Raw genomic sequence first — 23,704 nt, 5'->3', positions numbered from 1 at the left:
TCAGAGCGTCGTTCCGAGCCAAGACGCGAACCCCACCAGCCCCTCGCTCTGCCGACGCTGCGCGGCGGCGATCCCGTGAACCGTCTCCCGCACCCCCGGGTGTAAACGGGTCTGCTGTGGCGCAGCTGCCCGCGCCTTGTTGAGCGCCACCAACGCCTTGTCCGGTTTTCCCGACATCAGCCACGCACGGGCGTTGTCCTGCCAGTGATGGCCGATCCGGGTAGGTGGCGCTCCGGCCGAGTAGACCAGCTCGGCGCCCTCGATCGCGGCCCGGTTCGGGTCGCCGGATTCCAACTCGATCGCGTGCGAGTGGATCTCGGTGTTCAGCGGCCCGAAGTCCACCATGTACTTGTCGGTCTCGCCGGTCCGCGCTGCGATCTCACGCGCTGCGGCGATGTGGTCTACCGCAGCCGAATGGTTCAGCTTCCGCGCTTCGTTGACCGCTCCCGCAAGGTGGGAGTACCCGCCCAGGATCAGTCCGGGTCGCGTTTCGTCGGCTGCGGATATGGCCGAATCGATGAGTTGCCCAGCGACCTCCGATTCCCCGTAGTGAGTGAGGACCCGCGCCCGTGCCAGGACGGAGAACGCGCCCCAATTGCGATCATCGGCCAGCGGCGCGTAGGTGTCGGCGAGGTCGAGCGCGGGCAACGTCAGCAGCAGGTGACCCGTACGCCTGGCGGACCACTCAGCGAGCACGTACGCGGCCGTCAACAGGGTGTACGCGTGGGCCTGCTCGTCGCCGGACAGCTCCCGCACCGCGCCGTGCAATCGGCGGATGATGCCGGGCAATACCTCGATGGTCTGCCGCGTCCGGTCGCGGCGGTACAGCAGTTGCGCGGCGGACAGGTCGGCCTCGAGCTGGGCCAGCGGACCGGGGTCAACCGCTCGGGCGTATCGGCCTTCGGTCAGCAGCACCGACAGTTGGTTCACCGCGTCGGACAACGGCTTTCCGTCGTCGTAGGGCGCGCCGGTCAACTGCTCCGGGGTGATCCGTAGGGCACGTGCTACCGCCGAGATGAAGCCAGGAGAAGCGGGTTCCCGCCCTTGCTCGACTGCCTTCACCATGTTCAGGCTGTAGGCGGCCCGGGATGCGAGCGCCCGTTGGCTGAGTCCGGCGATCTTGCGTTCCGACGCGATCCGCTGCCCCATGCTGTCGCTCATGCCCCAACGGTAGATCGATCGCGGCCCGCTGTCCCACCACTGGCCCTCGGCGACCTTGCCGTCCGCGAATGTTTCCGGCAGGCCCCGGCGCCGGGTGAACCGTGAATCCCCGGCGCTGGGTGCCAGCCAACCAACACCACGATGCAAGGGGGTTCCGGAGTGACCGAACTCGCAGTCACCCTTATTGTCATGGCCGCTGTCGGCGGCCTGCTCATCCTCGTGTTCTGGGTCCTGCCTTGGCTACTCGATCTCGGAGGCGATACGGACGAGCAGGTGCCGTTCCGTGAGGTCATGGACCGCATCGAGAGCGAGGACAAGCGGTGACGACTCGGCGTTCCTGGGTGCAGGACTATTGCGAGGACGGCAACATGCCTGCGGACGAGAAGCACGCGCGTGGTCTGCTGAAGATCCACACGAACTGCGAACCGCCATGCCCCCGCAAGGTGTCCGCTGAGCGATACCTCCGGGACAGTGGCAAGGCCGGCGAAGGCAAGGCGGGGGCTAGCGAGGACAGCTAGCCCCACCCGTGACGTCACGCAATCGGCTCCGAAGACATGATCGGTTCGGACGGTCGCGTTACGAAAAAGGCCCCTCACCTGCGAGGCAAGTGAGGGGCCTTGTCGTGGAGCTGCCGGGAATCGAACCCGGGTCCTCCGCCGCGTCTTCAGGGCTTCTCCGTGTGCAGTTCGCTGTGTCTCTACTCGGATCTCCGGGTCCCGCGAACAAGCCCGGATGACGATCCCAGTCGCTGTTGGATGTCCCGACCTACTCCGCGACCGAGTAGGACGGTGAGCCCTCTAGCTGATGCCGGCACCGGAGCCGAGGGCATGCCCCGGGCCGACAGAGACGCTCTGCTGATCAGGCAGCGAGAGCGTACTCGCGCTGATTGGAATCGGCGCTTAATTGGTTGCAACGACGCTTACGGTGGTCTCTTGCCTGCACCGACACGCTTCCCCTGAATCAACGTACGCAGTCGAAACCGTTCAGCCCCGTACGTCCCGGCACCTTGCCGGGCTGTTCATGTTAACACCGGGGAGAGCACGGATCATCCCGATATCCGGGGGTGGCGGTCGTCACGCCCGCGTGCGGTCCACGGAGGTGAATACCGCAGGTCAGGCCCCTGGTTACCCAAGGTCGACGCTGATCGCCGGTGTCCGCTCGACCGGATGCCCTGCTGGCCGCGCATCCGGAGCGCGGACCCCGGATACAGCCGGAAGTCCGCCCGCGAGCCGGCGGACCATCGACCCGGCGGTGGCGCTCCGCGAGCGCACGGGCCGACCCAAGCGCATGCCACGCGTCGGCTCCGATCCTTCCCGGATGCTGGTAGCCGATTCCCGGGGTCCGAAGACCAACCCGACTTACACTGCACGAGCCGTACGATCGGCTCTGAGCAGCGGATCTCGATTTCAGACTAAGGAAACACTTTGGCAGTTCGCACCATTCGGGACAGGTTGCTGCGCCTGTGCGCCCTCACCGTCATCGCCGGACTCGTCTTGACCGGGTGTTCCGCCCTGCGCGACAAGTCCAACGACGCCATCGAACCCGGGGTCACCTCCGATCCGTGTCCGAACGCGGTGGACCCGCGCAAAGGGTGTATCTATCTGGGCGTGCTTTCCGATCTGACGAGTGGGCCGTTCGCCGCGCTGGGCAAGGACATTCACAACGGCCAGCTGGCGTTCTGGCGGGCGGTGAACGAAGCGGGCGGGATCGGCGGCAAGTACGAGGTGGACATCGCCACCTATACCGAGGACACGAACTACGATCTGCAGAAACACGCCGAGGCCTACCGGAGAATCGAGCCGCACATCCTCGCGCTCTCGATGAGTTTCGGCACCGTGCAGACGCAGAAGGTACTTCCCGAGATGGACGCGGCGAACATGATCGCCATCGCCGGAACCCTGTGGTCGGGCTGGCAATTCGAGAACAGTGACAAGGGTCTGCTGCTGGAGTCGGGCTACTCCTACTGCTCGGAGGCGATCATCGCGCTGGACTGGATCGCCGAGCACGACGCCAAGCCGAATTCGATCGCCACCGTCAGCTACCAGGGCGACTACGGCGGCGATTACGCCACCGGCGCCAAGAAGTGGGCGTCGGCCAATCGCGTGGACCTGGTGGCGCAGATCGACACCGAGCCGAACACCCAGATCGGCAACCAGGACGCCGCGGTCGCCAAGATCCTCAACAGCAGGGCGGATCTCGTGCTCTTGGCCACGGGGCCCGCGGAGGCGGGCGAGATCATGGGCAAGGCGGCGCTGGCCGGTTTCCCCGGCAAGTTCCTCGGCTCGGGCCCGACCTGGAACGGCGGCCTGCTGAAAAGCCCTGCCGCCTCGGCGATCACCGCTCGCTACAACATGACCTCGCCGCTGGACGGCTGGGACGGCACCAGCGCGGGCGCCAAGAAGGCAAGGGCCTCGGCGACCAGGGAGCCGTCCACGTGGGGCTACAGCGCAGGATGGATGTTCTCGTATCCGATGAAAGCGCTGCTCACCCGCGCGGTCAACGAAGGCAAGCTGACCCGCAAGGGCGTCCGGCAAGCCGTGCACGGACTGCGCGTGGACTACGAGGGCGCGATTCCCGAACACACCTACGGCGCGGTGAAACCCGACCTCACCCGGCAGCGCGCCGTCATCGAAGCGCCCGATCAAACCGCGCCGCTGGGCGCGAAGACCCTGGCGACCGACTATCACGGCCCGACTCAGGACCGCGTCACCCTCAACGAGCCCTGCGTACAGCCGTAAGCGAGCGACATATGCCTGTTCACAGTAAATTTCGTCGGCTACTTCGTCTCGTGGCCGCTCCCCTCGCGCTCGGGCTCGTCCTGACCGGCGGCTGTTCGTCCTCCTCGCCCGGCGCCGCGCCCGGCGTCACCCGCGAAGCCTGCCCCCATGCGATCCAGCGGGACAAGGGCTGCATCTATCTCGGCGTGCTGTCGGACCTGAACAACGGTCCTTTCGCTCCGCTGGGAAAGTCTTTGCAGGAGGGGCAGATCGCGTTTTGGAACGAGGTGAACAAACAGGGTGGCATCGGCGGATACGAAATCGATATCACGACCTACACCCGCGACACCGCCTACGATCCGCGCAGGCACGTCACGGAATTCGAGAACATAGCCCCGCACGTGCTGGCCCTGGCGATGAGTTTCGGGACCGCGCAGACGCTCGCGGTGCTGCACGAGATGGACGAGGCGGACCTGGTGACCGGGGCCGGCACCCTCTGGTCGGGGTGGCAGTACCGCACCACCGACCGCGATCTGGTGCTCGACGACGGATTCTCCTACTGCACGGAAGCCGTGCTCGGCCTGGATTGGTTCGCGCAGACCTTCTACCAGCCGCGCACGCTCGGTGTGGTCGCCTACCGCGGCAACTACGGCGGTGATTACGCCAGCGGCGCGCTCAAGTGGGCGTTGGACAACGGCGCGACGATCACCGAGCGGATCGACACCGGGCCCAACACGGAGGTCGGCACACAGGACTACCCGGTCGCCGAGATCATGGCCGACCCGCCCGACGTGGTCCTGCTGGCCACCGGACCGGCCGAAACCGCGGAAATCGTCGGCAAATTGGCGAAATCCGGTTACACGGGCCGCTTCCTCGGATCCACCCCGACCTGGAACAGCGCGCTGCTCAAGACACCGGCCGCGCCCGCGCTCACCGCGCTGTACAACTACACCTCTCCGTTCGACGGCTGGGACGGCGCGAGCACCGGAGCGAAACGCGCCAGGAACGCCGCGCCGAGCGAACCCACGAATTTCGGCTACAACCTGGGCTGGGCGATTTCGTATCCGCTGAAGGCGCTGCTCACCAAGGCGGCCGAGACGGGCAGCCTGGACCGGCCGACCCTGCGCAAGACCCTCGCCGGGCTCACTGTCGATTCCGAAGGCATGGCTGCGCCGCAGGTCTATGGGCGCGACGAACCGGATGTCGCGGCGCAGCGCGCGGTGATCAACGTGCCCGACCCGTCCACGTCGCTGGGTTCGCGCACCGTGGTGGCCGACTACCGCAGCCCGACGCTGAAGCGCATATCGATCCGGGAACCGTGCACCCGCTGATCCGCGCGGGATAGCTCTGGGCAGCGGAACGGCTCCGGACGACGGAACCGCTCGGTGCGACGGAACAGCTCCGGGCGACGGAACCGCTCCGGACGGCGGGACAGCTCCGGCGACGGAACCGCTCCGGCAGCGGAACAGCTCCGGCGACGAGACAGCTCCGGCAGCGGAACAGCTCCGGCGACGAGACAGCTCCGGCAGCGGAACGGCTCCAGACGGCGGGACGGCCCTGGGCGGCGGGGCTGGAACCTAGCCGGTTCTCCCTCGCTCGGGACGGCCCGACACCCCTCGCCCGAGTCGTCTCCGGCTCGCTTCGGAGCGCATCCCGGCCGGTGAACTCAGGCCGCGGCGATGAGTGCGACCGCGGCCAACGCGAGAAGCAGGCCGAATTGCTGCTGGCGGTGGACCCGCTCACCGAGCAGAACCATCGCCAGCAGCACGGTCACCGCCGGGTAGAGCGAGCCGATCACGCTCACCAGCGACAGCAGCGAACCGTGGAAGGCGTACAGCAGCGCCGCGTTGCTCATGACGTCCAGCACGCTGATGTAGCAGGCCAGGCGCAGCGGTTCACCCCGCAACCGCCCGAACTCTCCCGCGGTCAGCGCGGTCAGCCAGACCACCGCGGTGGCCGCGAGACGCTGCATGAGCAACGGCCACAGTCCGGAGTCCGACGCGGTTTCGTGGAAGAAGACGAACGCGAGACCGTACGCCGCACCGGAACCGATGGTCAGCGCGGCGACCTTGCGGGTGAACCGTAGTTCGCGTCCGCCGGTGATCTCCTCCGTCACGTCGTCCGGCGACTCCCGGCTCACCAGCAGCACCGAGACCAGGGCGAACACGATACCCGCGAAGGCGAGCGGGCCGGGGCGCTCGCCGGTCGCCAGCCCGGCGAGTACCGGAATGCCCGCGACCAGCACCGCCGTCAGCGGCGACACGACCGCCATCGGACCGTCGGCCAGGGCGGCGTAGAACCACCACACGGCGACGCCGCTCGCGACGCCCGCCGCCGTGCCCCACCACAGCGACGCCGCGTCCAGGCTGCCGGACACGAACGGGAGCAGCACCAGGACCAGCAGCACCGAGAACGGATAGGAATAGATGACCACACGCAGCGCGGTCACCCGCCGCGACGCCACACCGCCGTAGAAGTCGCTCACGCCGTAGCCCACCGCGGCTGCCAGCGCGAGCAGGACGGCGGTCACCGCATGCCTTTGACCCGCCGTCCTAGTTCACGAGTGACCTCTCGCTCGGCGGTGCGCCGGGCCAGGTCCTGCCGCTTGTCGTAGTCCTGCTTGCCCTTGGCCAGCGCCAGTTCGACCTTCACCTTGCCGTCGGAGAAATACATCGACAGCGGCACCAGCGTCTGGTTGCCCTCTCGCGACTTGCCGACCAGCCGCTCGATCTCGCGCTTGTGCAGCAGCAGCTTGCGCACCCGGCGCGGCGCGTGGTTGGTCCAGGTGCCGTGGCTGAACTCGGGGATGTGCAGGCCACGCAACCACACCTCGCCGTTGTCCACCGTCGCGAAGGCGTCCACCAGTGAGGCCTTGCCCTCACGCAGGCTCTTCACCTCCGTGCCGACCAGCGCGATCCCGGCCTCGTAGGTGTCCAGGATCGTGTAGTTGTGCCGCGCCCGGCGGTTGGTCGCGATGACCTTGCGCCCCTTCTCCTTCATAACGGTCCACTTTAAGTGACCCGGCAACCGGATTATTCCCGCAGGTCGCGGACGCGCTAACCACCCTGGTGCAGCACGACGTAGAGCGCGAGGACGGCGAGGAACGCGACGAGCAGCGCCACCGTCGACATCCGCGGCACGCCGGGGCGCTGCGGCGGCGGACTGCGGCGCAGCCACACGTTCTCGACCGCCGGATCAGTTCGGCTGCGTACAGACGGCGGCGTGTCCGGGGTCTCGCCCCCCACCGAGCTGATGGAAAGGTCATCGCCTGCGTCACTGGAACCATCACCCGGTGCCATAGCCAGAACGGTAGCCGTCGTGACGGCGGCACGCCGCAATTCTCGCGCGGCGCAACACAGTTGGAACTCAGGCCAGACGCCGCCGGAACGCCTCGGCAGACGCGCCGGTCGCCGGATCGACCGTGTGCACGCCGAGGTCGACCCCGCCCCCGGTGAGCTCGAGCACCATGAACCCCAGCTCGTGGTAGTTCTCGTAGAGCGCACCGTGGCCCGCGCTCGCCACGAGCCGCGGCTCCGCGCCCACCGTTTTCGCGGCCGCACCCGATACGACCTGCCTGGTCCCCTTCGACTCCGTGGTGGGTTCCAGCACCTGCAGCGAGTGATCGTGCCCGGACAGGATGAACTGACAGCGCCCGATCACATGGTCTTCGAAGAAGCGTTTCACGTGCACGCCGCTGATCGGCTCCAGCGAAAGGCCCTCGTAGCGGCCCGCGTCCCCGTGCGGGCCGTTGTTGAGATACGGGTGGTGGGTGCAGGCGATCTTCCACGTGGCGGGCGAGTCGGCGATGGCGCGATCGAGCCAGTCGCGCTGCTGGTTCATGAACTGGCCGTCGACCGCCCAGTACGGCGAGAAGACCGGCGGCACGTAGGCCGCCAACGGGTTGACGTCGAGGACGAAGAACTCGACGACGGGGTCGTGCTCCGGAATCCGGACCGAGTAGTAGCGGCTCGGCATCCACCAGCGCCGGGAGTTCGCGTGGTACTCCACCTCGGCGTTGCCGCGCAGCAACCACCCGCCGTCACCGCCGAGAACCGAGCTGTTGTCGTGGTTGCCCAGCACCATCAGCCAGGGGAAATCCAGTCCGGCGTTGGGGTTTTCGAACTTGTCGGCGAACTGGACGTCGGCCGCGCTCTCGGGCCCGTGCTCGTAGATGTTGTCGCCGAGGCCCACGGCGAGCGAGATGGGTTCGCGGCCGTGCAGCGCGCGCATGGCGTCGGCGACGGCCCACTGGGTGCGGGTGCCGGTGCCCGCGTCGCCGGTCACCAGCACCCGCACCCGGCGCTGCGCCGGGAAGGGGAACTTGGTGACGCCCTCGGCTACGGGTACCGCATGCGCTGGCGTGCGCCCGGCCAACGTGGTCCCGGCCGCGAGGGTGGCCGCACCGGCCAGGAACGCCCTGCGCCCGATCGTCTGGCTGCGAGTCACACTGTCCTCCACGGTTTTCGGCGATCCGGCTCGGTGGCCGTCCGCGCCGATCGGTATGCCGCGTGAGGGTAGCGGTTCATCCGGCGGCGAGCACCTCGAGCACCTGTTCGCCGTATTTCGCCAGCTTGTTCTCGCCGACACCGCTGACGCCGCCGAGCTGGGCGAGGCTCGCCGGCTTGCGCGCCGCGATCTCGCGCAAGGTGGCGTCGTGGAAGACGACGTAGGCGGGCACGCCCTGTTCCTTCGCGGTGGCCGCGCGCCATTCGCGCAACTTCTCGAACAGCGGCAGGTCGGTGGGCGTCAAATCGACGGAGACGGCCTTGGCGGCTTTCACGGACCGGGCGGGCTTGGCCTGGCGCTCCGGCTCGCGGCGCAGCGGTACCTGCCGCCCTTCGAACAGCACCTCGCCGCTGGCCTCGGTGAGCGTGAGCACGCCGTAGTCGCCGTGGACGGCAAGCAGCCCATGGGCCAGCAGTTGCCGCACCACACCGCGCCACTCCGTGTCACGCAGGTCGGTGCCGACGCCGAACACCTTCAGCTCGTGATGGTCGTATTGCAGGACCTTGGGACTTTTCTTACCGAGCAGGATGTCCACGATGTGGCCCGCGCCGAAGCTCTGGCCCCGTTCGCGCTTCAGCCGCAGCACGGTGGACAGCAGCTTCTGCGCGGCCACCGTGCCGTCCCAGGATTGGGGTGGCGACAGGCAGGTGTCGCAGTTGCCGCAGGGCAGACCGGGCTCGCCGAAGTAGGCGAGCAGTTGCGTGCGCCGGCAGCCGACCGTCTCGCACAGCGCGAGCATCGCGTCCAGGTGCAATTGGAGCTGGCGGCGGTGGGCGGCGTCGCCGTCGGAGGAGTCGATCAATTTGCGCTGCTGCACCACATCGCTCAGGCCGTACACCATCCACGCCGTGGAGGGCAGACCGTCGCGGCCGGCGCGGCCGGTCTCCTGGTAATAGCCCTCGACCGACTTCGGTAGGTCGAGATGGGCGACGAAGCGCACGTCGGGCTTGTCGATGCCCATGCCGAAGGCGATGGTCGCCACGACGACCAGCCCGTCTTCGCGGAGGAAACGCGCCTGGTTCTCCGCGCGGGTGCGATGGTCCAGGCCCGCGTGGTAGGGCACCGCGGTGATGCCGTTCTCGGTGAGGAACGCCGCGGTCTTCTCCACCGAGTTGCGCGAGAGGCAGTAGACGATGCCCGCGTCGCCCGCGTGCTCGGCGCGGATGAATTCCAGCAGCTGACGCTCGGGACGGTTCTTCGGCTCGATCCGGTACTGGATGTTGGGGCGGTCGAAGCTGGACACGAACCGGCGGGCCGAGCCGAGGTCGAGGCGCTGGATGATCTCGTCGCGGGTCTTCTCGGTGGCGGTCGCGGTCAACGCGATCCGCGGGACGTCCGGCCATCGCTCGTGCAGCACCGAAAGGCCGAGGTAGTCGGGCCGGAAGTCGTGACCCCACTGGGAGACGCAGTGCGCCTCGTCGATGGCGAACAGCGCCACCTTGCCGCGATCGAGCAGTTGCGCGGTGGAGTCGAGGCGCAACCGTTCCGGGGCCAGGTACAGCAGATCCAGTTCGCCCGCGACGAACTGCGCTTCGACGGTCCTGCGCTCGTCGGGGTACTGGGTGGAGTTGAGGAAGCCCGCGCGCACGCCGAGCGCGCTGAGCGCGTCCACCTGGTCCTGCATGAGCGCGATCAGCGGGGAGATGACCACACCGACACCGGGGCGAACCAGAGCGGGGATCTGATAGCACAGCGACTTGCCGCCGCCGGTCGGCATGAGCACCAGCGCGTCGCCGCCGTCGATCACGTGGCGCACGATCGCCTGCTGGTCGCCGCGGAAGCTGTCGTAACCGAAGACTCGGCGTAGAACCTCTTGCGCCGCAACGGATCCGGCGTCCGATCCGGACGCGACTTCGGTCGCTACAGCAGCGAAGACATCGGGGGGATTCACCCGGCCCATCCTACGAGCGCACCAGCGGGGCGGTACCCGCGCGGTTCGGCGTTCGCCCTGCTCGGCCGCCGAGTTGTCCACATGTGGACAACTCGGATCGGGATTTCCCGGCACGGCTCGCCGACCTCGCGTTTCTTCCCTTCGAGCGGCGTTCGCCGGCCCGCCGGCGTGGCCCGGCGCTGTTATGTTGTCGCTCATGGCAAAAGGGATAGGCCGGGCGCGCGCGGCGGTGTTCGGCGCCGTCGCCGTCGCCGCCGGGGTCACCGCGGCGATACCGGCGGCGCGGGCGGAGACATTCCCCGCCCGGTGCTCCGATGGCTGGGAGATCACGACCGTGGTCGAAGGGGCCGGCAATCTGGAGAATCTCGATTCCGACGGGCGAGGCGGCTTCTACGTCACCGGTCTGATGGACGGCTACCTGGCGCACGTCGACCGGGCCGGCCGGATGGAGAAGCTGGTCACGGACCTGTACCGCCCGGCGGGCGTGCGCGTCGCGGGGCGCTATGTCTACTTCCTCACCGGGGACGGGCTCAGCGAACCGCCGGGCACGCTGCAGCGCTACGACACCGAGACCGGCGCCGTCAGCGTCCTGCTCACCGGGTTGAACGGGCCCAACGGCCTGCTGTTGCTACCCGACGGCAGCCTGCTGTTCACCACGATCGGTCTCGGCGGACCGAACGGGATCTCGCGCTACTGGCCGCAGACGAGCGAATACGAGCGGGATTGGTCGGTGCTACCGCCCGCCAACGGCCTGGCGCTGGCCGCCGACGGCGAATCGGTCTACGTCGACACCATGACGCTGCAGATCCTGCGCATCCGGCTGGACGATCCGGCCCACCCCACCGTCGTCTCCGGCATTCCGGACCTGGTCGCGCTGCCCGACGATATGGAAGCCACCAAGGCGGGTGCGCTGTTCGTGGCCGATCACGTGCTCGGCGCCGTCTATCAGGTGGACACCGCGACGGGCGCCACCTGCGCGATCATCACGGGTTTGATCAAGCCCGCTCCGGTGCGCAACCCGCCGGACGGCGCCACGTCGGTGCGCATCGACCGTGACGGGGACGCGTGGGCGTTGTTCGTCACCAGCATGGACGGCACGCTGCGCCGCATGCGCCCTCCGGCCGGGATCGACCTCACGCCCGCGACTCCGGGGCGGGCCGGATAGCTCCGAACCTGCCCACGGCCGACCGGACGCACTCGGGTTCGGCCCCGGCGACCGATCTCCGTGCGCTCGGTCCCGCGGCGCAGCGCGTCGTGGCCGCGATCAGCGCAAGCGGTCGAGAACCTCGTCGTGCAGCAGACCGTTGGTGGCGATGGCGTCGCCGCCGTGCGGACCGGGTGTACCGTCCAGCGCGGAGAATCGGCCGCCCGCCTCACGGACGAGGATGTCCAGGGCGGCGAGGTCCCACAGGGACACCTCCGGTTCCGTCGCGATGTCAACGGCGCCTTCGGCGAGCAGGCAGTAATTGAGGAAGTCGCCGTAGCCGCGAACACGCCAGACGTCGTCGGTCAGGGCGATGAACTGCTCGCGCAGGCCGCGATCACGCCACCCGGACAGACTGGAGAATGCCAGGCTGGCCGCGCTCAGCTCACCGACGGCCGACACCGAGATCCGCCGTTCCCGCCCTTCGAAGCTCGACCACGCCCCGGCTCCCGCCGCCGCCCACCAGCGCCGTACCAGGGCGGGCGCGCTCACCACGCCCACGACCGGTGCGCCGTCCTCCAGCAACGCGATCAAAGTCGCCCACACGGGCACTCCGCGCACGAAGTTCTTCGTGCCGTCGATCGGATCGACCACCCATTGCCTGCCGCTGAATTCGGCGGCGCCACCGAATTCCTCACCCAGCACGGCGTCGTCCGGTCTGGCTTCGGACAGCACCTGCCGGATCGCCTGCTCGACGGCCAGGTCGGCGTCCGACACCGGCGTGAGATCCGGTTTCGCGTCGACTACCAGATCCAGCGCACCGAAGCGAGCCCGCGTGATCTCGTCGGAGATATCGGCAAGCCGCAGGGCGAGTTCGAGATCAGAGGAATACACAGCCACGCCCCGCACCCTATCGGCCCGCCTGGTCACTGCCTCTTCGGTCCGCCGCGCCCGAAAGCAAACCGCGGGCATCTCTCCGCCCACCCGTCCCCGCCTCCACTGCCGAGCCGACGGAACACAGCGCTCCCACAGCTTCATCCGGGAAGAACCGGGGCTGCGGTTCCGCCGAGCACGCGCGCAGCCGCCGAGGCGGTGCCCCTCGCACCCGGCGGCGCCGCCCTACCGCGCCCACCGCCGCAGTCGGCAACGGCTCGCGGCCCCGCCGTCACCGTGCCGACGATGATCTGCGCCGATCCCGACCTCACCCCACAGCTTCCAGCGACCGCGCCGCGGCCAACGCGGTCGCCCACCAGTGCAGTTGGTCGAGCATCGCCGTCGCGGCGGCCGCGGGCTCCTCCGGCTCCCTCAGCCGGCCGTCTTCATCGAAGAGCAGGTAGTAGCGCGGGAACGACACGTAGTTGCGCACGGTGTGCGCGTTGAGCTCGTTGAAGATCTGCCGCAGGTGCTCGATGGCGAGCAGGCCGCCGGAGGCTCCGCTGTAGCCGACGAAACCGATCGCCTTCGCGTCCCACTGGGTGTAGTGCCAGTCGATGACGGCTTTGAGGGACGCGGGGATGCTGCGGTTGTAGTCCGGAGTGACGATGACGAAGGCGTCGGCCGCCGAGAGCCTGCGGGTCAGGTCGGCCATCTCTTCCGGCCGCTGCAGGTCCGGGTCCAGTGCCGGGGGTACCGCTGGCAGTTCCAGCGGAATCCGTGCGTCGGCCAAGTCGATGACGTCCACCTCGAACGAACCGTGCCGCCGCGCCTGCTCGCTGAACCACCTGGCCACGACCGGCCCGAAACGTCCCTCGCGAACGCTGCCGATGATCACCGCGAGCTTCAGTGGTGCGTTGGACATGCTTTCCTCCTGAGATCACAAGCGGCCCGGCCGGGCCGTCCATCTCAATCTGCTGCCGGGCGCGCGGCGCAGGGAGACCGCCGTAAGAGTGGTAGTGGCAGGGATACTCTCCGGGCACTCCGCCTTGTTAACTTCGTAAGGTGAGCGACAACGAATTGGGGCTGTTCCTGCGCACCCGCCGCGAAGCGGTGACGCCCGCCCAAGTCGGCCTGCCCACCGGAGCGCGGCGGCGCACCCCCGGCTTGCGCCGCGCGGAGCTGGCCACGTTGGCCGGTGTGAGCGTGGAGTACGTCACCCGCCTCGAGCAGGGCCGCGACCGGCGTCCCTCGCCCCCGGTGCTGTCCGCGCTGGCGGACGCGTTGTGTTTGAGCCCCGCCGAGCGTGTGCACCTGCATCGGTTGAGCAAATCGGTGGACAGCGGCTTCAGCTGCATGGGCGACGCGCAGCCGCTGCGCGAGGTGCGGCCGACGGTGCGCGCGATCCTGGACCGGCTCGAGCCGACGCCCGCCGTGGTGGTCAACCGTCTCACCGAGGTGCTGGCCCACACCGGCGCCTACCACCGGCTGATGGCGCCGACCGGACTCTTCGACCAACCCCATACGCCACCCAACCTGGCGCGTTTCGTCTTCTGCGCCTCCAGTGCCCGCGATGTCTACGCGGACTGGGAGCACGTCGCCGACGAGACCGTCGCCACGTTGAAACAGGGACCGTTCCGCGCCGACCCCCACATCGCCGCGCTCGCCGACGAACTCACCGTCACCGTCGGCCCTGCTTTCGCCGACCGGGTCGAGACCGTGCCCAGCTTGGCCGCGGCCTCCGGCATCACCCGGCTGGCTCACCCCGAAGCCGGATCGCTGCGCTTGGCCTACGAGTTCCTCGACCTCTCCGCCGACGACGACCAGCGCGTGATCGTCTACCTACCGGCCGACGACGCCACCGCCGCGGCCCTCGACGCGCTCACCGGACGCCGCCCGGGCGGATTGCGCGCGGTATCGGGCTGAGCGCATCACATCACTGCGTGCGCAGTGGTACCAACGGGGCCTCCGGTGATCGCCAGTTCGGCGCATGACGATCCAGCCGGTGACGACTGGACGAGTTCGACGCGAGCACCTGTCTCGCAGCGTGCCGGCACCGCAGAGCTACCGGACTGGGCGCGCGGCGGTCCCACTCGCGCCCGGTCGGCCACAGTTCGCGGAGCAGAGCGCGAGGGCTCCCGTCGGCGTCGCTGCGCGGCCGACGGAGTGGAATTCGCCACATTGTCCGCCGCGCAGCGAATCCGTCCGCCCGGCAAGACGACTGATCAGGCACGACCGGCGTCCACGTACGCGGACGAACCAGCGCCTCCGCCGCGAATTCCAAACACCAACTGCGCCAAGCGCGGTCGCGGTTTAGGGTGGAAACCCATGAGGCGTCCGTCACAGCGCACCGACCCGGCCCGCGGTGGGCGGCGAGCGCTCCGCGTCCCGGCGATCCGCTCGCCCGGCCGGTGCGCGGCGCAGGCCGCCCACGCCGACGCCGTTCCCGGTCACACACCGCGCGCACTCGTGTGCTGCGGCCGGAGAGGGGCAGCTAGGCTTGACGATCGTGCATCCTGACGTTTCCGCTGATCTCGCCGACCTCGACGCCACCCTCAAGACGGTCGAGTCGGTCCTCGACATCGACGAGCTGCGCCGTCGTATCGACGAGCTCGAACATCAGGCCGCCGACCCCGACCTGTGGAACGACCAGGACCACGCCCAGCGGGTCACCAGTGAGCTGTCGCACGCACAGGGCGAGTTGCGCCGGGTGGAGGAGCTGCGCCAGCGGCTCGACGACCTGCCGGTGCTGTACGAACTGGCCGAAGAGGAAGAGGGCGAGGCCAAGACCAACGCGCTCGCCGAGGCCGACGCCGAGCGCGCCGCGCTGCGCAGCGACGTGGAGGCGATGGAGGTTCGCACGCTGCTGTCGGGCGAGTACGACAAGCGCGACGCCTTGGTGAACATCCGCTCCGGCGCCGGTGGCGTCGACGCCGCCGACTGGGCCGAGATGCTCATGCGCATGTACATCCGCTGGGCCGACCGGCACAACTACTCGGTGGAGGTCTACGACACCTCCTATGCCGAGGAGGCGGGCATCAAGAGCGCCACCTTCGCGGTGAAGACGCCCTATGCCTACGGCACGCTGTCGGTCGAGATGGGCACGCACCGGCTGGTGCGGATCAGCCCGTTCGACAACCAGGGCCGCCGCCAGACCTCCTTCGCCGAGGTCGAGGTGCTGCCCGTGGTGGAGACGACCGACCACATCGAGGTGCCGGAGACGGAGATCCGCGTCGACGTGTACCGCTCGTCGGGCCCCGGCGGTCAGAGCGTCAACACCACCGACTCCGCGGTCCGCATCACCCACCTGCCCACCGGCATCGTGGTCACCTGCCAGAACGAGAAATCGCAGCTACAGAACAAGATCTCGGCGATGCGCGTGCTGCAGGCCAAGCTGCTGGAGCGCAAACGGCAGGAAGAGCGCGCCGAGATGGACGCGCTGAAGACCAACGAGGGCGCGTCCTGGGGCAATCAGATGCGCTCCTACGTGCTGCACCCCTATCAGATGGTCAAGGACCTGCGGACGAACTACGAGGTCAACAACCCGTCGGCGGTGCTCGACGGCGACATCGACGGGTTCATCGAGTCGGGGATCCGCTGGCGGATGCGAGAGCAGGGCAGCTAGATGAATGTCGCGGGCATCCAGGCGATCGCTTCCACCGGTTTCACCACGTGGCTACGCGGTTCGGGCCTGGAGATCGTGCTGCTCATCCTCGGCGCCATCCTGTTCAGCCGGTTCGCCACCTACGTGCGGGATCGGGTCACCCGCAGGATCGACGCCGGATTCCGCAGCAGCGACGCGCTGGTGCGCACCGAGGCCGCCAAGCACCGGCACGCGCTGGCGCAGGTGATCACCTGGGTGGTGCTGACCATCGTCTACGTGCTGATCACCATGGAGGTGCTGCGGCGGCTCGGCTTCGCCGTCACCGGGTTGGTCGCGCCCGCCGCGGTGCTCGGCGCCGCGCTCGGTTTCGGCGCGCAGCGCATCGTGCAGGACATCCTCGCCGGATTCTTCCTGATCACCGAGCGGCAGTACGGATTCGGCGATGTGGTCCGCATCGCGGTGACCGGCGCCGCGGAGCAGGCGGAGGGTACGGTCGAGGACGTCACGCTGCGGATCACCACGCTGCGCAACGCCGACGGTGAAGTGATCACGGTGCCCAACGGCCAGATCGTGAAGGTCACGAACCTGTCGAAGGATTGGGCGCGCGCCGCGATCGACGTGCCGGTGGCCGCCAGCGCCGACATCACCAGGGTCAACGAGATCCTGCACGAGGTGGGTACGAAGGCGTACGAGGACGCTCGCCTGAAGCCGTTGCTGCTCGACGAGCCCACCGTCATGGGTGTGGAAGACCTGACCGTCGACCAGATGAACATCCGAATGGTTGCTCGGACGTTGCCGGGCAAACAGTTCGACGTCGGACGCGAGCTGCGGGTACGAGTAGCCGCAGCGCTGCGCCGGGAGGGAATCAGTGAGACCACGTAGATCCACGGCGATCCTGATAGCAACCTGGGTCGCCACGTTCGTGCTGTACGTATTCGTGAAACCCGACGAGACGACCACCGCTCCGGCCACCCTGGTCAACGCGGTGCCCGCCGCGGTGTTCACCGACTCGTCCGACCGCTGAGCCGAGCGGGACGGACCGGCCGCCGCACTGTCACCCACGGTTGACAACGCAGGCCGCGAGTGGTTGCTGGTTACACTGGCTCCCCGTGATAACCATGCGGAACGTGACCAAGTCGTACAAGACCTCGACGCGACCCGCGCTGGACAACATCACCGTCGATGTGGGCAAGGGCGAGTTCGTCTTCATCATCGGACCGTCCGGCTCGGGCAAGTCGACCTTCATGCGCCTGCTGCTGAAGGAGGAGACGCCGACGGCGGGCGAGATCAGAGTGGCCGATTTCCGGGTGGACCGCTTACCCGGCCGCAAGGTGCCCAAATTGCGCCAGCGGATCGGGTGCGTCTTCCAGGACTTCCGGCTGCTGCAGCAGAAGACCGTGTACCAGAACGTCGCGTTCGCGCTGGAGGTCATCGGCAAGCGGCGTCAGTTCATCGACCGCACGGTGCCCGAGGTGCTCGACATGGTGGGGCTCGGCGGCAAGGCCGACCGGCTGCCGACCGAGCTCTCCGGTGGTGAACAGCAACGTGTCGCGATCGCGCGGGCCTTCGTGAATCGGCCGCTGGTGCTGCTGGCCGACGAACCGACCGGCAACCTCGATCCCGACACCAGCGCCGACATCATGCTGCTGCTGGAGCGGATCAACCGCATCGGCACCACGGTGGTGATGGCCACCCACGACAATCACATCGTCGACGCGATGCGCAGGCGGGTGGTCGAGCTCGACCACGGCCGCCTGGTGCGCGACGAGGCGACCGGCGTGTACGGGGTGGGCCGGTAATGCGCGCGAGTTTCCTGTTCGGCGAGGTCTTCGCGGGCCTGCGCCGCAACGTCACGATGACCATCGCGATGATCCTGACCACCGCGGTCTCGCTCACCATGCTCGGTGGCGGCCTGCTCGCGGTGCGCATCGCGGACAAGACCGAGCAGTACTTCCTGGACCGGCTCGAGGTGCGGCTGTATCTCACCGAGGACGTCTCGGCCAACGACCCGGACTGCTCGCTGGATCCGTGCCGCACGCTGATGGCGGATCTGAAAGCCACCGGCGGTGTGGAGTCGGTGCAGTTCCTCAACCGGGAGGAAGCGATCCGCGAGGCCAAGGAGAAGACCTTCAAGGATCAGCCCGAGCTGGCCAAGTACGTCAGCGAGACGCCGTTGCCCGCGTCGCTGCGGGTCAAGATGGAGAACGCGGAGCTCTACCCGACGATCTACGAGAAGTTCTACGACCGCCCCGGCGTCGGCATGGTGCGCAACGACAAGGACATCGTGGACCGGCTGGTCAGCCTGTTCGACGGGTTGCGCAACGCGGCGTTCGGCCTGGCCGTGCTGCAAGCGCTGGCCGCGGTGATGCTGATCGCGAACATGGTGCAGATCGCCGCGTTCACCCGGCGCACCGAGGTCGGCATCATGCGGTTGGTCGGCGCGACCCGCTGGTACACCCAGTTGCCGTTCCTGCTCGAGGCCGTGGTCGCCGCGCTGGCCGGTTCGGTGCTCGCGATGCTCGGCCTGCTCATCGCCCGGCCGCTGGTGATCGACCGCGCCCTCGGCGACCTGTTCGCCAGCAAGGTCTTCCCGCGCATCACCGGCGACGACATCGCGATGACCGCGCTGGTCATCGCCCCGGTCGGCATCGTCTTCGCGGCCATCACGGCCTATGCGACGCTGCGGTACTACGTACGCGAGTGATCATCCGGGGCCGGTGGACGCCTGTGCCACCGCCCGGACGGATATTGCCGAACTCGTGCACGCGGGGACCATCGTGGGCGGCGCCGCACCGCGACGAGTCCCGCGTGCGCGGCGTCGGTCGCGCGGTCCTTCACAGCACGAGATCGGTGAGCTGGTCCCAGTCGAGCTGGATGCGAATCGGTAGATCGATGGCGAACGCGGTCTGCGGCTTCAGGACGCGAGCGAGCCGGTAGTGGCCGACGCTGTGGTCGAGGCCGTAGGCCTCGATGGCGGTCACCTCGGTGTCCGAAACGCTGACCAGCCAGTACCAGGGGATTCCGGCAGCGGCGTATTCGCCCATTTTCTCGAGCCGGTCCGTTTTGACATGGCTGGGCGAGATGATCTCGACGGCGATCTTCAGATGGCGTGCGGGCATCGGTCGCACATCCGCCGGCACGCACTCGAACAGCGCGATGTCAGGACGCCGAATCGTGTCGGTTACCTCCTCGACATCGCCTGTCGCCGCCATGCGTCTCACCACCGTCACGTTCCGCACAAGCTCCGCGGCTCGCTCCCACAGGACGCAACCTCATACGAGCTTCGACACCTGCCGCCCCGGTAACGAATCGGCATCGATCGTCGCTATGGCCTTGGAGCGGGGCGAATCGGCGGCGGTAATTCCGGCTATCCGGGTCGAGAGGTTCGCGTACGTTCCGAAAGCGCAGCTCATCGCGTTGCACGGCGTAGCACGAGGCCGGATGAGGCAGGCGGTCGGCCCCGGGACGCAACTTCGGGCACTTGTCCAGCAAGGCGTGGATCACCCGCGTATGCTGCAGCTCGACGCACTTCTTACTCCGCAGTAAGATAGCCTTACTCCGGAGTAAGATAGCTGGGGTAAGACCGCATCAACCCATCCGAGAAAACAGGTGATGATGAGCACTCGAGACAGCGCAACGAAGCGACGTCCAGACACGTCCGCGGTCGGCCTGAACCAACCCAAGCGGGATTGGATGGGCGCCGCGATGCGGGTCATGACGACCATTACCGGGTCGGAACTGGCCGAGAAATACAACCTGCGCAAGCCGATCGAGCGCGTCACCTACGAGGGCACCAAGACCGGCTTCCGCACGCTGGGCGCGGCGACCCGCGCGTTCGCCAAGGTCGCGGGCGGTGGCGCTCCCAAGCGCCTGGCCGCCAACGAAGCGAAGAACAAGGACTTCTTCGACCTGACGCCGACCGACGAGCAGCAGATGATCGTCGAGACGGTGAAGGAGTTCGCCGCCGAGATCCTGCGCCCGGCCGCCTACGAAGCCGACAACGCCGCCAAGGCGCCGCGCGACCTGCTCGAGCGCGCGGCCGAACTCGGCATCACCCTGATCAACGTGCCCGAGGAACTCGAGGGTGCGGCCTCCGAGCGCGGCGCGGTGACCAACTCGCTGGTCGCCGAGGCCCTTGCGCACGGCGACATGGGTCTTGCCCTGCCGATCCTGGCGCCCAGCGGCGTCGCGGTGGCGCTCGCCCAGTGGGGCAGCGACGCGCAGCAGAAGACCTACCTGCCCTCCTTCACCGGGGAGAACGTGCCGCAGGCCTCGGTGGTGATCAGCGAGCCGCGCGCCCTGTTCGACCCGTTCGCCCTGGACACCAAGGCGGTGCGCTCGCCGAGCGGCTACCGCATCTCGGGCGTGAAGAGCCTGGTGCCCGCCGCGGCCGACGCCGAGCTGTTCCTGATCGCCGCCGAACTCGACGGCCGTCCCGCGCTGTTCATCGTCGAGTCGGACGCGCCCGGCCTGGTGGTGGAGGCCGACCCGAGCATGGGGCTGCGCGCCGCGGGCCTGGGCAGGCTGATACTGGACAACGTCGCGGTCGGGGCCGACGCCATCCTGGGTGACGGCGACGCCGCCAGCCGCGCCGAGGAGTACGCCGACGCCGTGCGCCTGGCCCGCCTCGGCTGGGCTTCGCTCGCCGCGGGCACCGGCCGCGCCGTGCTGGACTACGTGATCCCGTACGTCAACGAGCGCGAGGCGTTCGGCGAGCCGATCTCGCACCGCCAGGCGGTGGCCTTCATGGTCGCCAACATCGCGATCGAACTCGACGGCCTGCGGCTGGTCACCCTGCGCGGCGCGTCCCGCGCGGAGCAGGGCCTGTCCTTCGGCCGCGAGGCGGCGCTGGCCCGCAAGCTCGCCACCGACAAGGGCATGCAGATCGGCCTCGACGGCGTGCAGCTGCTCGGCGGCCACGGCTTCACCAAGGAACACCCGGTCGAGCGCTGGTACCGCGATCTGCGGGCCATCGGCGTCGCCGAGGGTGTCGTGCTGATCTGACCGGCCCGTTCCGTTTTCCAGGAGACCTTCACCAATGATCAATCTCGAACTCCCCAAGAAGCTGCGGGCAAGCGCGAACCAGGCGCACCAGGTCGCGCAGGAGATCTTCCGCCCGATCTCGCGCAAGTACGACCTCGCCGAGCACGAGTACCCCGTCGAGCTGGACACCATGGCCGCCATGGTCGAGGGCCTGGCCGACTCCGGCACCCAGAAGATCGGCGGCGCCGCCGGTGGCCGCTCCGATGACAGCGACAGCGACCGCCACGCCACCGAGCTGCTCGGTAACACCAACGGCGGCAACATGTCCGCGCTGCTGAACGCGCTGGAGACCTCCTGGGGCGACGTCGGCCTGATGCTGTCGATCCCCTACCAGGGTCTGGGCAACGCGGCCATCGCCGCGGTCGCCACCGACGAGCAGCTGAAGCGTTTCGGCAAGGTGTGGGCCTCGATGGCGATCACCGAGCCGTCCTTCGGCTCCGACTCCGCCGCCGTGTCCACCACCGCCGTGCTCGACGGCGACGAGTGGGTGCTCAACGGCGAGAAGATCTTCGTCACCGCGGGCCAGCGCTCGACCCACATCGTGGTGTGGGCGACGGTGGACAAGAGCCTCGGCCGCGCGGCGATCAAGTCGTTCGTCGTGCCGCGTGATGCTCCCGGCCTTTCGGTGGCGCGGCTCGAGCACAAGCTCGGCATCAAGGCCTCCGACACCGCCGTGCTGCTGTTGCAGGACTGCCGGATCCCGAAGGACAACATCCTCGGCAGCCCGGAAGTCAACGTGGAGAAGGGTTTCGCCGGGGTCATGCAGACCTTCGACAACACCCGTCCACTGGTCGCCGCTATGGCGATCGGCGTGGCCCGCGCCGCGCTGGAAGAGCTGCGCTCGATCCTGACCGGGGCGGGCGTGGAGATCTCCTACGACACCCCCGTCAACAACCAGCACGCCGCCGCCGCCGAATTTCTGCGGATGGAAGCCGATTACGAGGCCGCCTACCTGCTCGCGCTGCGCGCCGCGTGGATGGCCGACAACAAGAAGCCCAACTCGCTCGAGGCGTCCATGTCCAAGGCGAAGGCGGGCCGCACCGGCACCGACGTCACCTTGAAGGCGGTCGAACTGGCCGGCGCCATCGGTTACTCCCAGCGCACCCTGCTGGAGAAGTGGGGCCGCGACTCGAAGATCCTCGACATCTTCGAAGGCACCCAGCAGATCCAGCAGCTGATCGTGGCACGGCGCATTCTGGGCAAGACCAGCGCCGAGCTGAAGTGACGCCGCGCTAGAGGTGTCGGCGACGAAATCCGGTGCGAGCTTCTCGGACTCGCACCGGATTTCTCGTTCTCCGGGCCGTCGGTAGGCAATCGGCGTGCCGGCGAACACTTTCGGTCAGGCGTAGCTATGGATTTCGGCCCGCTGCTTCCGTACTCTTCGCCCCCATGTGGAGCATCGTTCTCATTTCGATCGTCAGTTGTTTCGTGATAGCCGCTGGATTCGCGTGGGGGCTGCCCGGCGATTGAGGGCGGTTCAAGCGTTTCGGCGAGCGAGCCGGGCGGCGGTGACGTCGGCCGTCCAGAGGGGCTGGAGCATGTGCCAGTCGGCGGGGTGGGCGGCGATGCCCGCGGCGAAGCGGTCGGCCAGCGCCTGGGTGGTCGCGCGCACTCCGCCGCTGGTGTCGAGAGGTGGATCCACCCGGAATCCCCAGCCGCCGGGGCTGAACCAGCAGTGCACGGGCAGCAGTGGCGCGCCGGTGTCGATCGCCAACCGAGCGGGCCCGGCAGGCAGCCGAGCCTCCTCACCGAAGAAGGTGACCGGTACGCCCCTGCCGGACAAGTCGCGTTCCCCGAGCAATCCGACTATCCGCCCCTGCCGGATCCGCGCGGTCAACTGCGGGAACGGCGGCGTCGCCGAACCGGTGAGCGGGATGATCTCGAATCCCAGGCGTTCGCGGAAACGGACGAAGCGCCGGAACAGCGATTCCGGCGCGAGCCGCTCCGCGACGACGGTCGGTGAGCCGACGCGCTGCACCACCCAGACTCCCGCCAGGTCCCAATTACCGCTGTGCGGCAGGGCGAGCACCGCGCCGGTGCCGCGTTCGACCGCGTGGTGGATGTGTTCGAGCCCGGTCGCCGAGGATTCGATGATGTCGGCCAAGCGGATCGGGTCCATCGTCGGCAACCGGAAGGCTTCGCGCCAGTACCGGGCATAGGAGCGCAGGCTCGCCAGGATCAGCGGCTGCGGCACCTCGTCCGGCGTGGTGCCCAGCACCCGGGACAGGTTGCGGCGCAACTGATTCGGCCCACCATCGCGAGCCGCGCGTTCGGCTCCCACGTCGAAGAGACGGACGGCCAGCGGTTCCGGCATGGCGCGCACCAGCCGCCAGCCCGCGGCGTAACCGAGATCCCATGCGGTGGCGGCCGGCTTCATCGGTCACCCGTCGGCGGCCTGCGTCGTTTCGTCGGTCGCCATGGCGGGCGTTGCGGTGACGGCGTCGCTGAAGACGGGCAGATGGACCGCACCGGGCGCGGGCGCGCCGGTCTCCACCGGCTCACTGCGATGGCTGAACAGGTCAGATGACGGTCGGTTACTTCGATACATTCCGGGGTTCTCCGCTCACTCGCGATCGATGGCACCCGACTGGGTGGCGTACCGCGAAGACACGATCGCCGCCGCCGTGAATTCGGCGGTCACCTCGAGACTCCACACTACGCCTACCCAGATCAAACGGAACGGTTTTTTCGGAACTGCAGCCACCGTCGACGACCCTGTGGCTGCGTCGATGGGTCAATGACACGATCACGCCAATCGGCGTTCA

The 23,704-nt window shown here is 68.3% G+C and carries 23 protein-coding genes and 1 other RNA gene; 12 read left to right on the top strand and 12 right to left on the bottom strand.

Annotated features, from left to right (window positions below; translation table 11 throughout):
* Positions 1 to 1,161 carry a helix-turn-helix domain-containing protein gene (locus tag U3653_RS10715; RefSeq protein WP_195078477.1) on the bottom strand — a complete coding sequence of 387 codons (1,161 nt, stop codon included), beginning with the start codon at positions 1,159 to 1,161 and terminating at the stop codon, positions 1 to 3.
* A gap of 159 nt (positions 1,162 to 1,320) precedes the next feature.
* Here U3653_RS10715 and U3653_RS10710 point away from each other — a divergent pair, with 159 nt between their 5' ends.
* Positions 1,321 to 1,485, top strand: a complete 165-nt coding sequence (locus U3653_RS10710; protein WP_323124177.1) for a hypothetical protein — start codon at positions 1,321 to 1,323, stop codon at positions 1,483 to 1,485.
* 296 nt (positions 1,486 to 1,781) lie between these two features.
* Here the strand turns inward: U3653_RS10710 and ssrA are convergent.
* Positions 1,782 to 2,152, bottom strand: a transfer-messenger RNA (tmRNA) gene (gene ssrA / locus U3653_RS10705).
* Between the two features lie 433 nt (positions 2,153 to 2,585).
* On the opposite strand from ssrA, the gene U3653_RS10700 reads away from it, so the two are divergent.
* Both U3653_RS10700 and U3653_RS10695 read left to right on the top strand, forming a co-directional pair.
* A complete protein-coding gene (locus U3653_RS10700; protein WP_195078476.1) occupies positions 2,586 to 3,899 on the top strand; it encodes an ABC transporter substrate-binding protein in 1,314 nt (437 codons plus the stop codon).
* Between the two features lie 50 nt (positions 3,900 to 3,949).
* A complete protein-coding gene (locus tag U3653_RS10695) occupies positions 3,950 to 5,209 on the top strand; it encodes an ABC transporter substrate-binding protein (protein ID WP_323124176.1) in 1,260 nt (419 codons plus the stop codon).
* Positions 5,210 to 5,544: 335 nt separating this feature from the next.
* On the opposite strand, the gene U3653_RS10690 is transcribed toward U3653_RS10695, so the two are convergent.
* The 5 genes from U3653_RS10690 to recQ form a co-directional block, all read right to left on the bottom strand.
* Entirely contained in the window at positions 5,545 to 6,408 is an 864-nt protein-coding gene (locus U3653_RS10690) for an EamA family transporter (RefSeq protein WP_195078474.1), read from the bottom strand.
* Positions 6,405 to 6,878 carry an SsrA-binding protein SmpB gene (smpB, locus tag U3653_RS10685; protein WP_195078473.1) on the bottom strand — a complete coding sequence of 158 codons (474 nt, stop codon included), beginning with the start codon at positions 6,876 to 6,878 and terminating at the stop codon, positions 6,405 to 6,407. The genes U3653_RS10690 and smpB overlap by 4 nt, the downstream gene beginning before the upstream one ends.
* 56 nt (positions 6,879 to 6,934) lie before the next feature.
* The gene (locus U3653_RS10680; protein ID WP_195078472.1) at positions 6,935 to 7,177 is read right to left on the bottom strand and encodes a WLR motif membrane protein; all 243 of its coding nucleotides are present in this window, start codon (positions 7,175 to 7,177) and stop codon (positions 6,935 to 6,937) included.
* 67 nt (positions 7,178 to 7,244) lie between these two features.
* Positions 7,245 to 8,324, bottom strand: a complete 1,080-nt coding sequence (locus U3653_RS10675) for a metallophosphoesterase (protein WP_195078471.1) — start codon at positions 8,322 to 8,324, stop codon at positions 7,245 to 7,247.
* Between the two features lie 76 nt (positions 8,325 to 8,400).
* Positions 8,401 to 10,284, bottom strand: a complete 1,884-nt coding sequence (recQ, locus tag U3653_RS10670) for a DNA helicase RecQ (protein WP_435406558.1) — start codon at positions 10,282 to 10,284, stop codon at positions 8,401 to 8,403.
* A 187-nt stretch (positions 10,285 to 10,471) separates the two neighbouring features.
* On the opposite strand from recQ, the gene U3653_RS10665 reads away from it, so the two are divergent.
* Positions 10,472 to 11,440, top strand: a complete 969-nt coding sequence (locus tag U3653_RS10665; RefSeq protein WP_195078469.1) for an NHL repeat-containing protein — start codon at positions 10,472 to 10,474, stop codon at positions 11,438 to 11,440.
* Positions 11,441 to 11,539: 99 nt separating this feature from the next.
* Here U3653_RS10665 and hisN read toward each other — a convergent pair whose 3' ends face one another.
* Positions 11,540 to 12,319, bottom strand: a complete 780-nt coding sequence (gene hisN / locus U3653_RS10660; protein WP_323124175.1) for a histidinol-phosphatase — start codon at positions 12,317 to 12,319, stop codon at positions 11,540 to 11,542.
* Between the two features lie 301 nt (positions 12,320 to 12,620).
* Positions 12,621 to 13,217 carry an NADPH-dependent FMN reductase gene (locus U3653_RS10655; protein WP_195078467.1) on the bottom strand — a complete coding sequence of 199 codons (597 nt, stop codon included), beginning with the start codon at positions 13,215 to 13,217 and terminating at the stop codon, positions 12,621 to 12,623.
* A 140-nt stretch (positions 13,218 to 13,357) separates the two neighbouring features.
* Here U3653_RS10655 and U3653_RS10650 point away from each other — a divergent pair, with 140 nt between their 5' ends.
* The 6 genes from U3653_RS10650 to ftsX all read left to right on the top strand — a co-directional run bounded on the left by U3653_RS10650 (position 13,358) and on the right by ftsX (position 18,600).
* Positions 13,358 to 14,218 carry a helix-turn-helix transcriptional regulator gene (locus tag U3653_RS10650; RefSeq protein WP_195078466.1) on the top strand — a complete coding sequence of 287 codons (861 nt, stop codon included), beginning with the start codon at positions 13,358 to 13,360 and terminating at the stop codon, positions 14,216 to 14,218.
* A gap of 583 nt (positions 14,219 to 14,801) precedes the next feature.
* Positions 14,802 to 15,917 (top strand): peptide chain release factor 2, encoded by a 1,116-nt coding sequence (gene prfB, locus U3653_RS10645; protein ID WP_195078465.1) that lies wholly within the window; start codon positions 14,802 to 14,804, stop codon positions 15,915 to 15,917.
* Positions 15,918 to 16,778 carry a mechanosensitive ion channel family protein gene (locus tag U3653_RS10640; RefSeq protein WP_195078464.1) on the top strand — a complete coding sequence of 287 codons (861 nt, stop codon included), beginning with the start codon at positions 15,918 to 15,920 and terminating at the stop codon, positions 16,776 to 16,778.
* Complete coding sequence (locus U3653_RS10635; RefSeq protein ID WP_195078463.1) at positions 16,765 to 16,920, top strand: Rv3103c transmembrane domain-containing protein; 156 nt, start codon at positions 16,765 to 16,767, stop codon at positions 16,918 to 16,920. Before U3653_RS10640 ends, U3653_RS10635 begins: the two co-directional genes overlap by 14 nt.
* 85 nt (positions 16,921 to 17,005) lie before the next feature.
* Positions 17,006 to 17,695 (top strand): cell division ATP-binding protein FtsE, encoded by a 690-nt coding sequence (gene ftsE / locus U3653_RS10630; protein WP_195078462.1) that lies wholly within the window; start codon positions 17,006 to 17,008, stop codon positions 17,693 to 17,695.
* Positions 17,695 to 18,600 (top strand): permease-like cell division protein FtsX, encoded by a 906-nt coding sequence (gene ftsX / locus U3653_RS10625; RefSeq protein WP_195078461.1) that lies wholly within the window; start codon positions 17,695 to 17,697, stop codon positions 18,598 to 18,600. Before ftsE ends, ftsX begins: the two co-directional genes overlap by 1 nt.
* A 130-nt stretch (positions 18,601 to 18,730) precedes the next feature.
* Here the strand turns inward: ftsX and U3653_RS10620 are convergent, their stop codons facing one another.
* Entirely contained in the window at positions 18,731 to 19,135 is a 405-nt protein-coding gene (locus tag U3653_RS10620; protein ID WP_195078460.1) for a Uma2 family endonuclease, read from the bottom strand.
* 370 nt (positions 19,136 to 19,505) lie between these two features.
* On the opposite strand from U3653_RS10620, the gene U3653_RS10615 reads away from it, so the two are divergent.
* Both U3653_RS10615 and U3653_RS10610 read left to right on the top strand, forming a co-directional pair.
* Entirely contained in the window at positions 19,506 to 20,900 is a 1,395-nt protein-coding gene (locus U3653_RS10615; protein WP_397069045.1) for an acyl-CoA dehydrogenase family protein, read from the top strand.
* Between the two features lie 34 nt (positions 20,901 to 20,934).
* Positions 20,935 to 22,164 carry an acyl-CoA dehydrogenase family protein gene (locus U3653_RS10610; protein ID WP_195078458.1) on the top strand — a complete coding sequence of 410 codons (1,230 nt, stop codon included), beginning with the start codon at positions 20,935 to 20,937 and terminating at the stop codon, positions 22,162 to 22,164.
* Between the two features lie 252 nt (positions 22,165 to 22,416).
* Here U3653_RS10610 and U3653_RS10605 read toward each other — a convergent pair whose 3' ends face one another.
* Entirely contained in the window at positions 22,417 to 23,316 is a 900-nt protein-coding gene (locus U3653_RS10605) for a phosphatidylinositol mannoside acyltransferase (protein ID WP_195078457.1), read from the bottom strand.
* Between the two features lie 3 nt (positions 23,317 to 23,319).
* Positions 23,320 to 23,487 (bottom strand): hypothetical protein, encoded by a 168-nt coding sequence (locus U3653_RS10600; protein ID WP_195078456.1) that lies wholly within the window; start codon positions 23,485 to 23,487, stop codon positions 23,320 to 23,322.
* Positions 23,488 to 23,704: the final 217 nt, after the last annotated feature.

The sequence above is a fragment of the Nocardia implantans genome (genome assembly GCF_035544775.1).
GTDB classification, from domain to species: Bacteria; Actinomycetota; Actinomycetes; order Mycobacteriales; family Mycobacteriaceae; genus Nocardia; species Nocardia implantans.
Note: the sequence above shows the minus strand (reverse complement) of the source record. Positions and strands in the feature narration are given on the sequence as shown.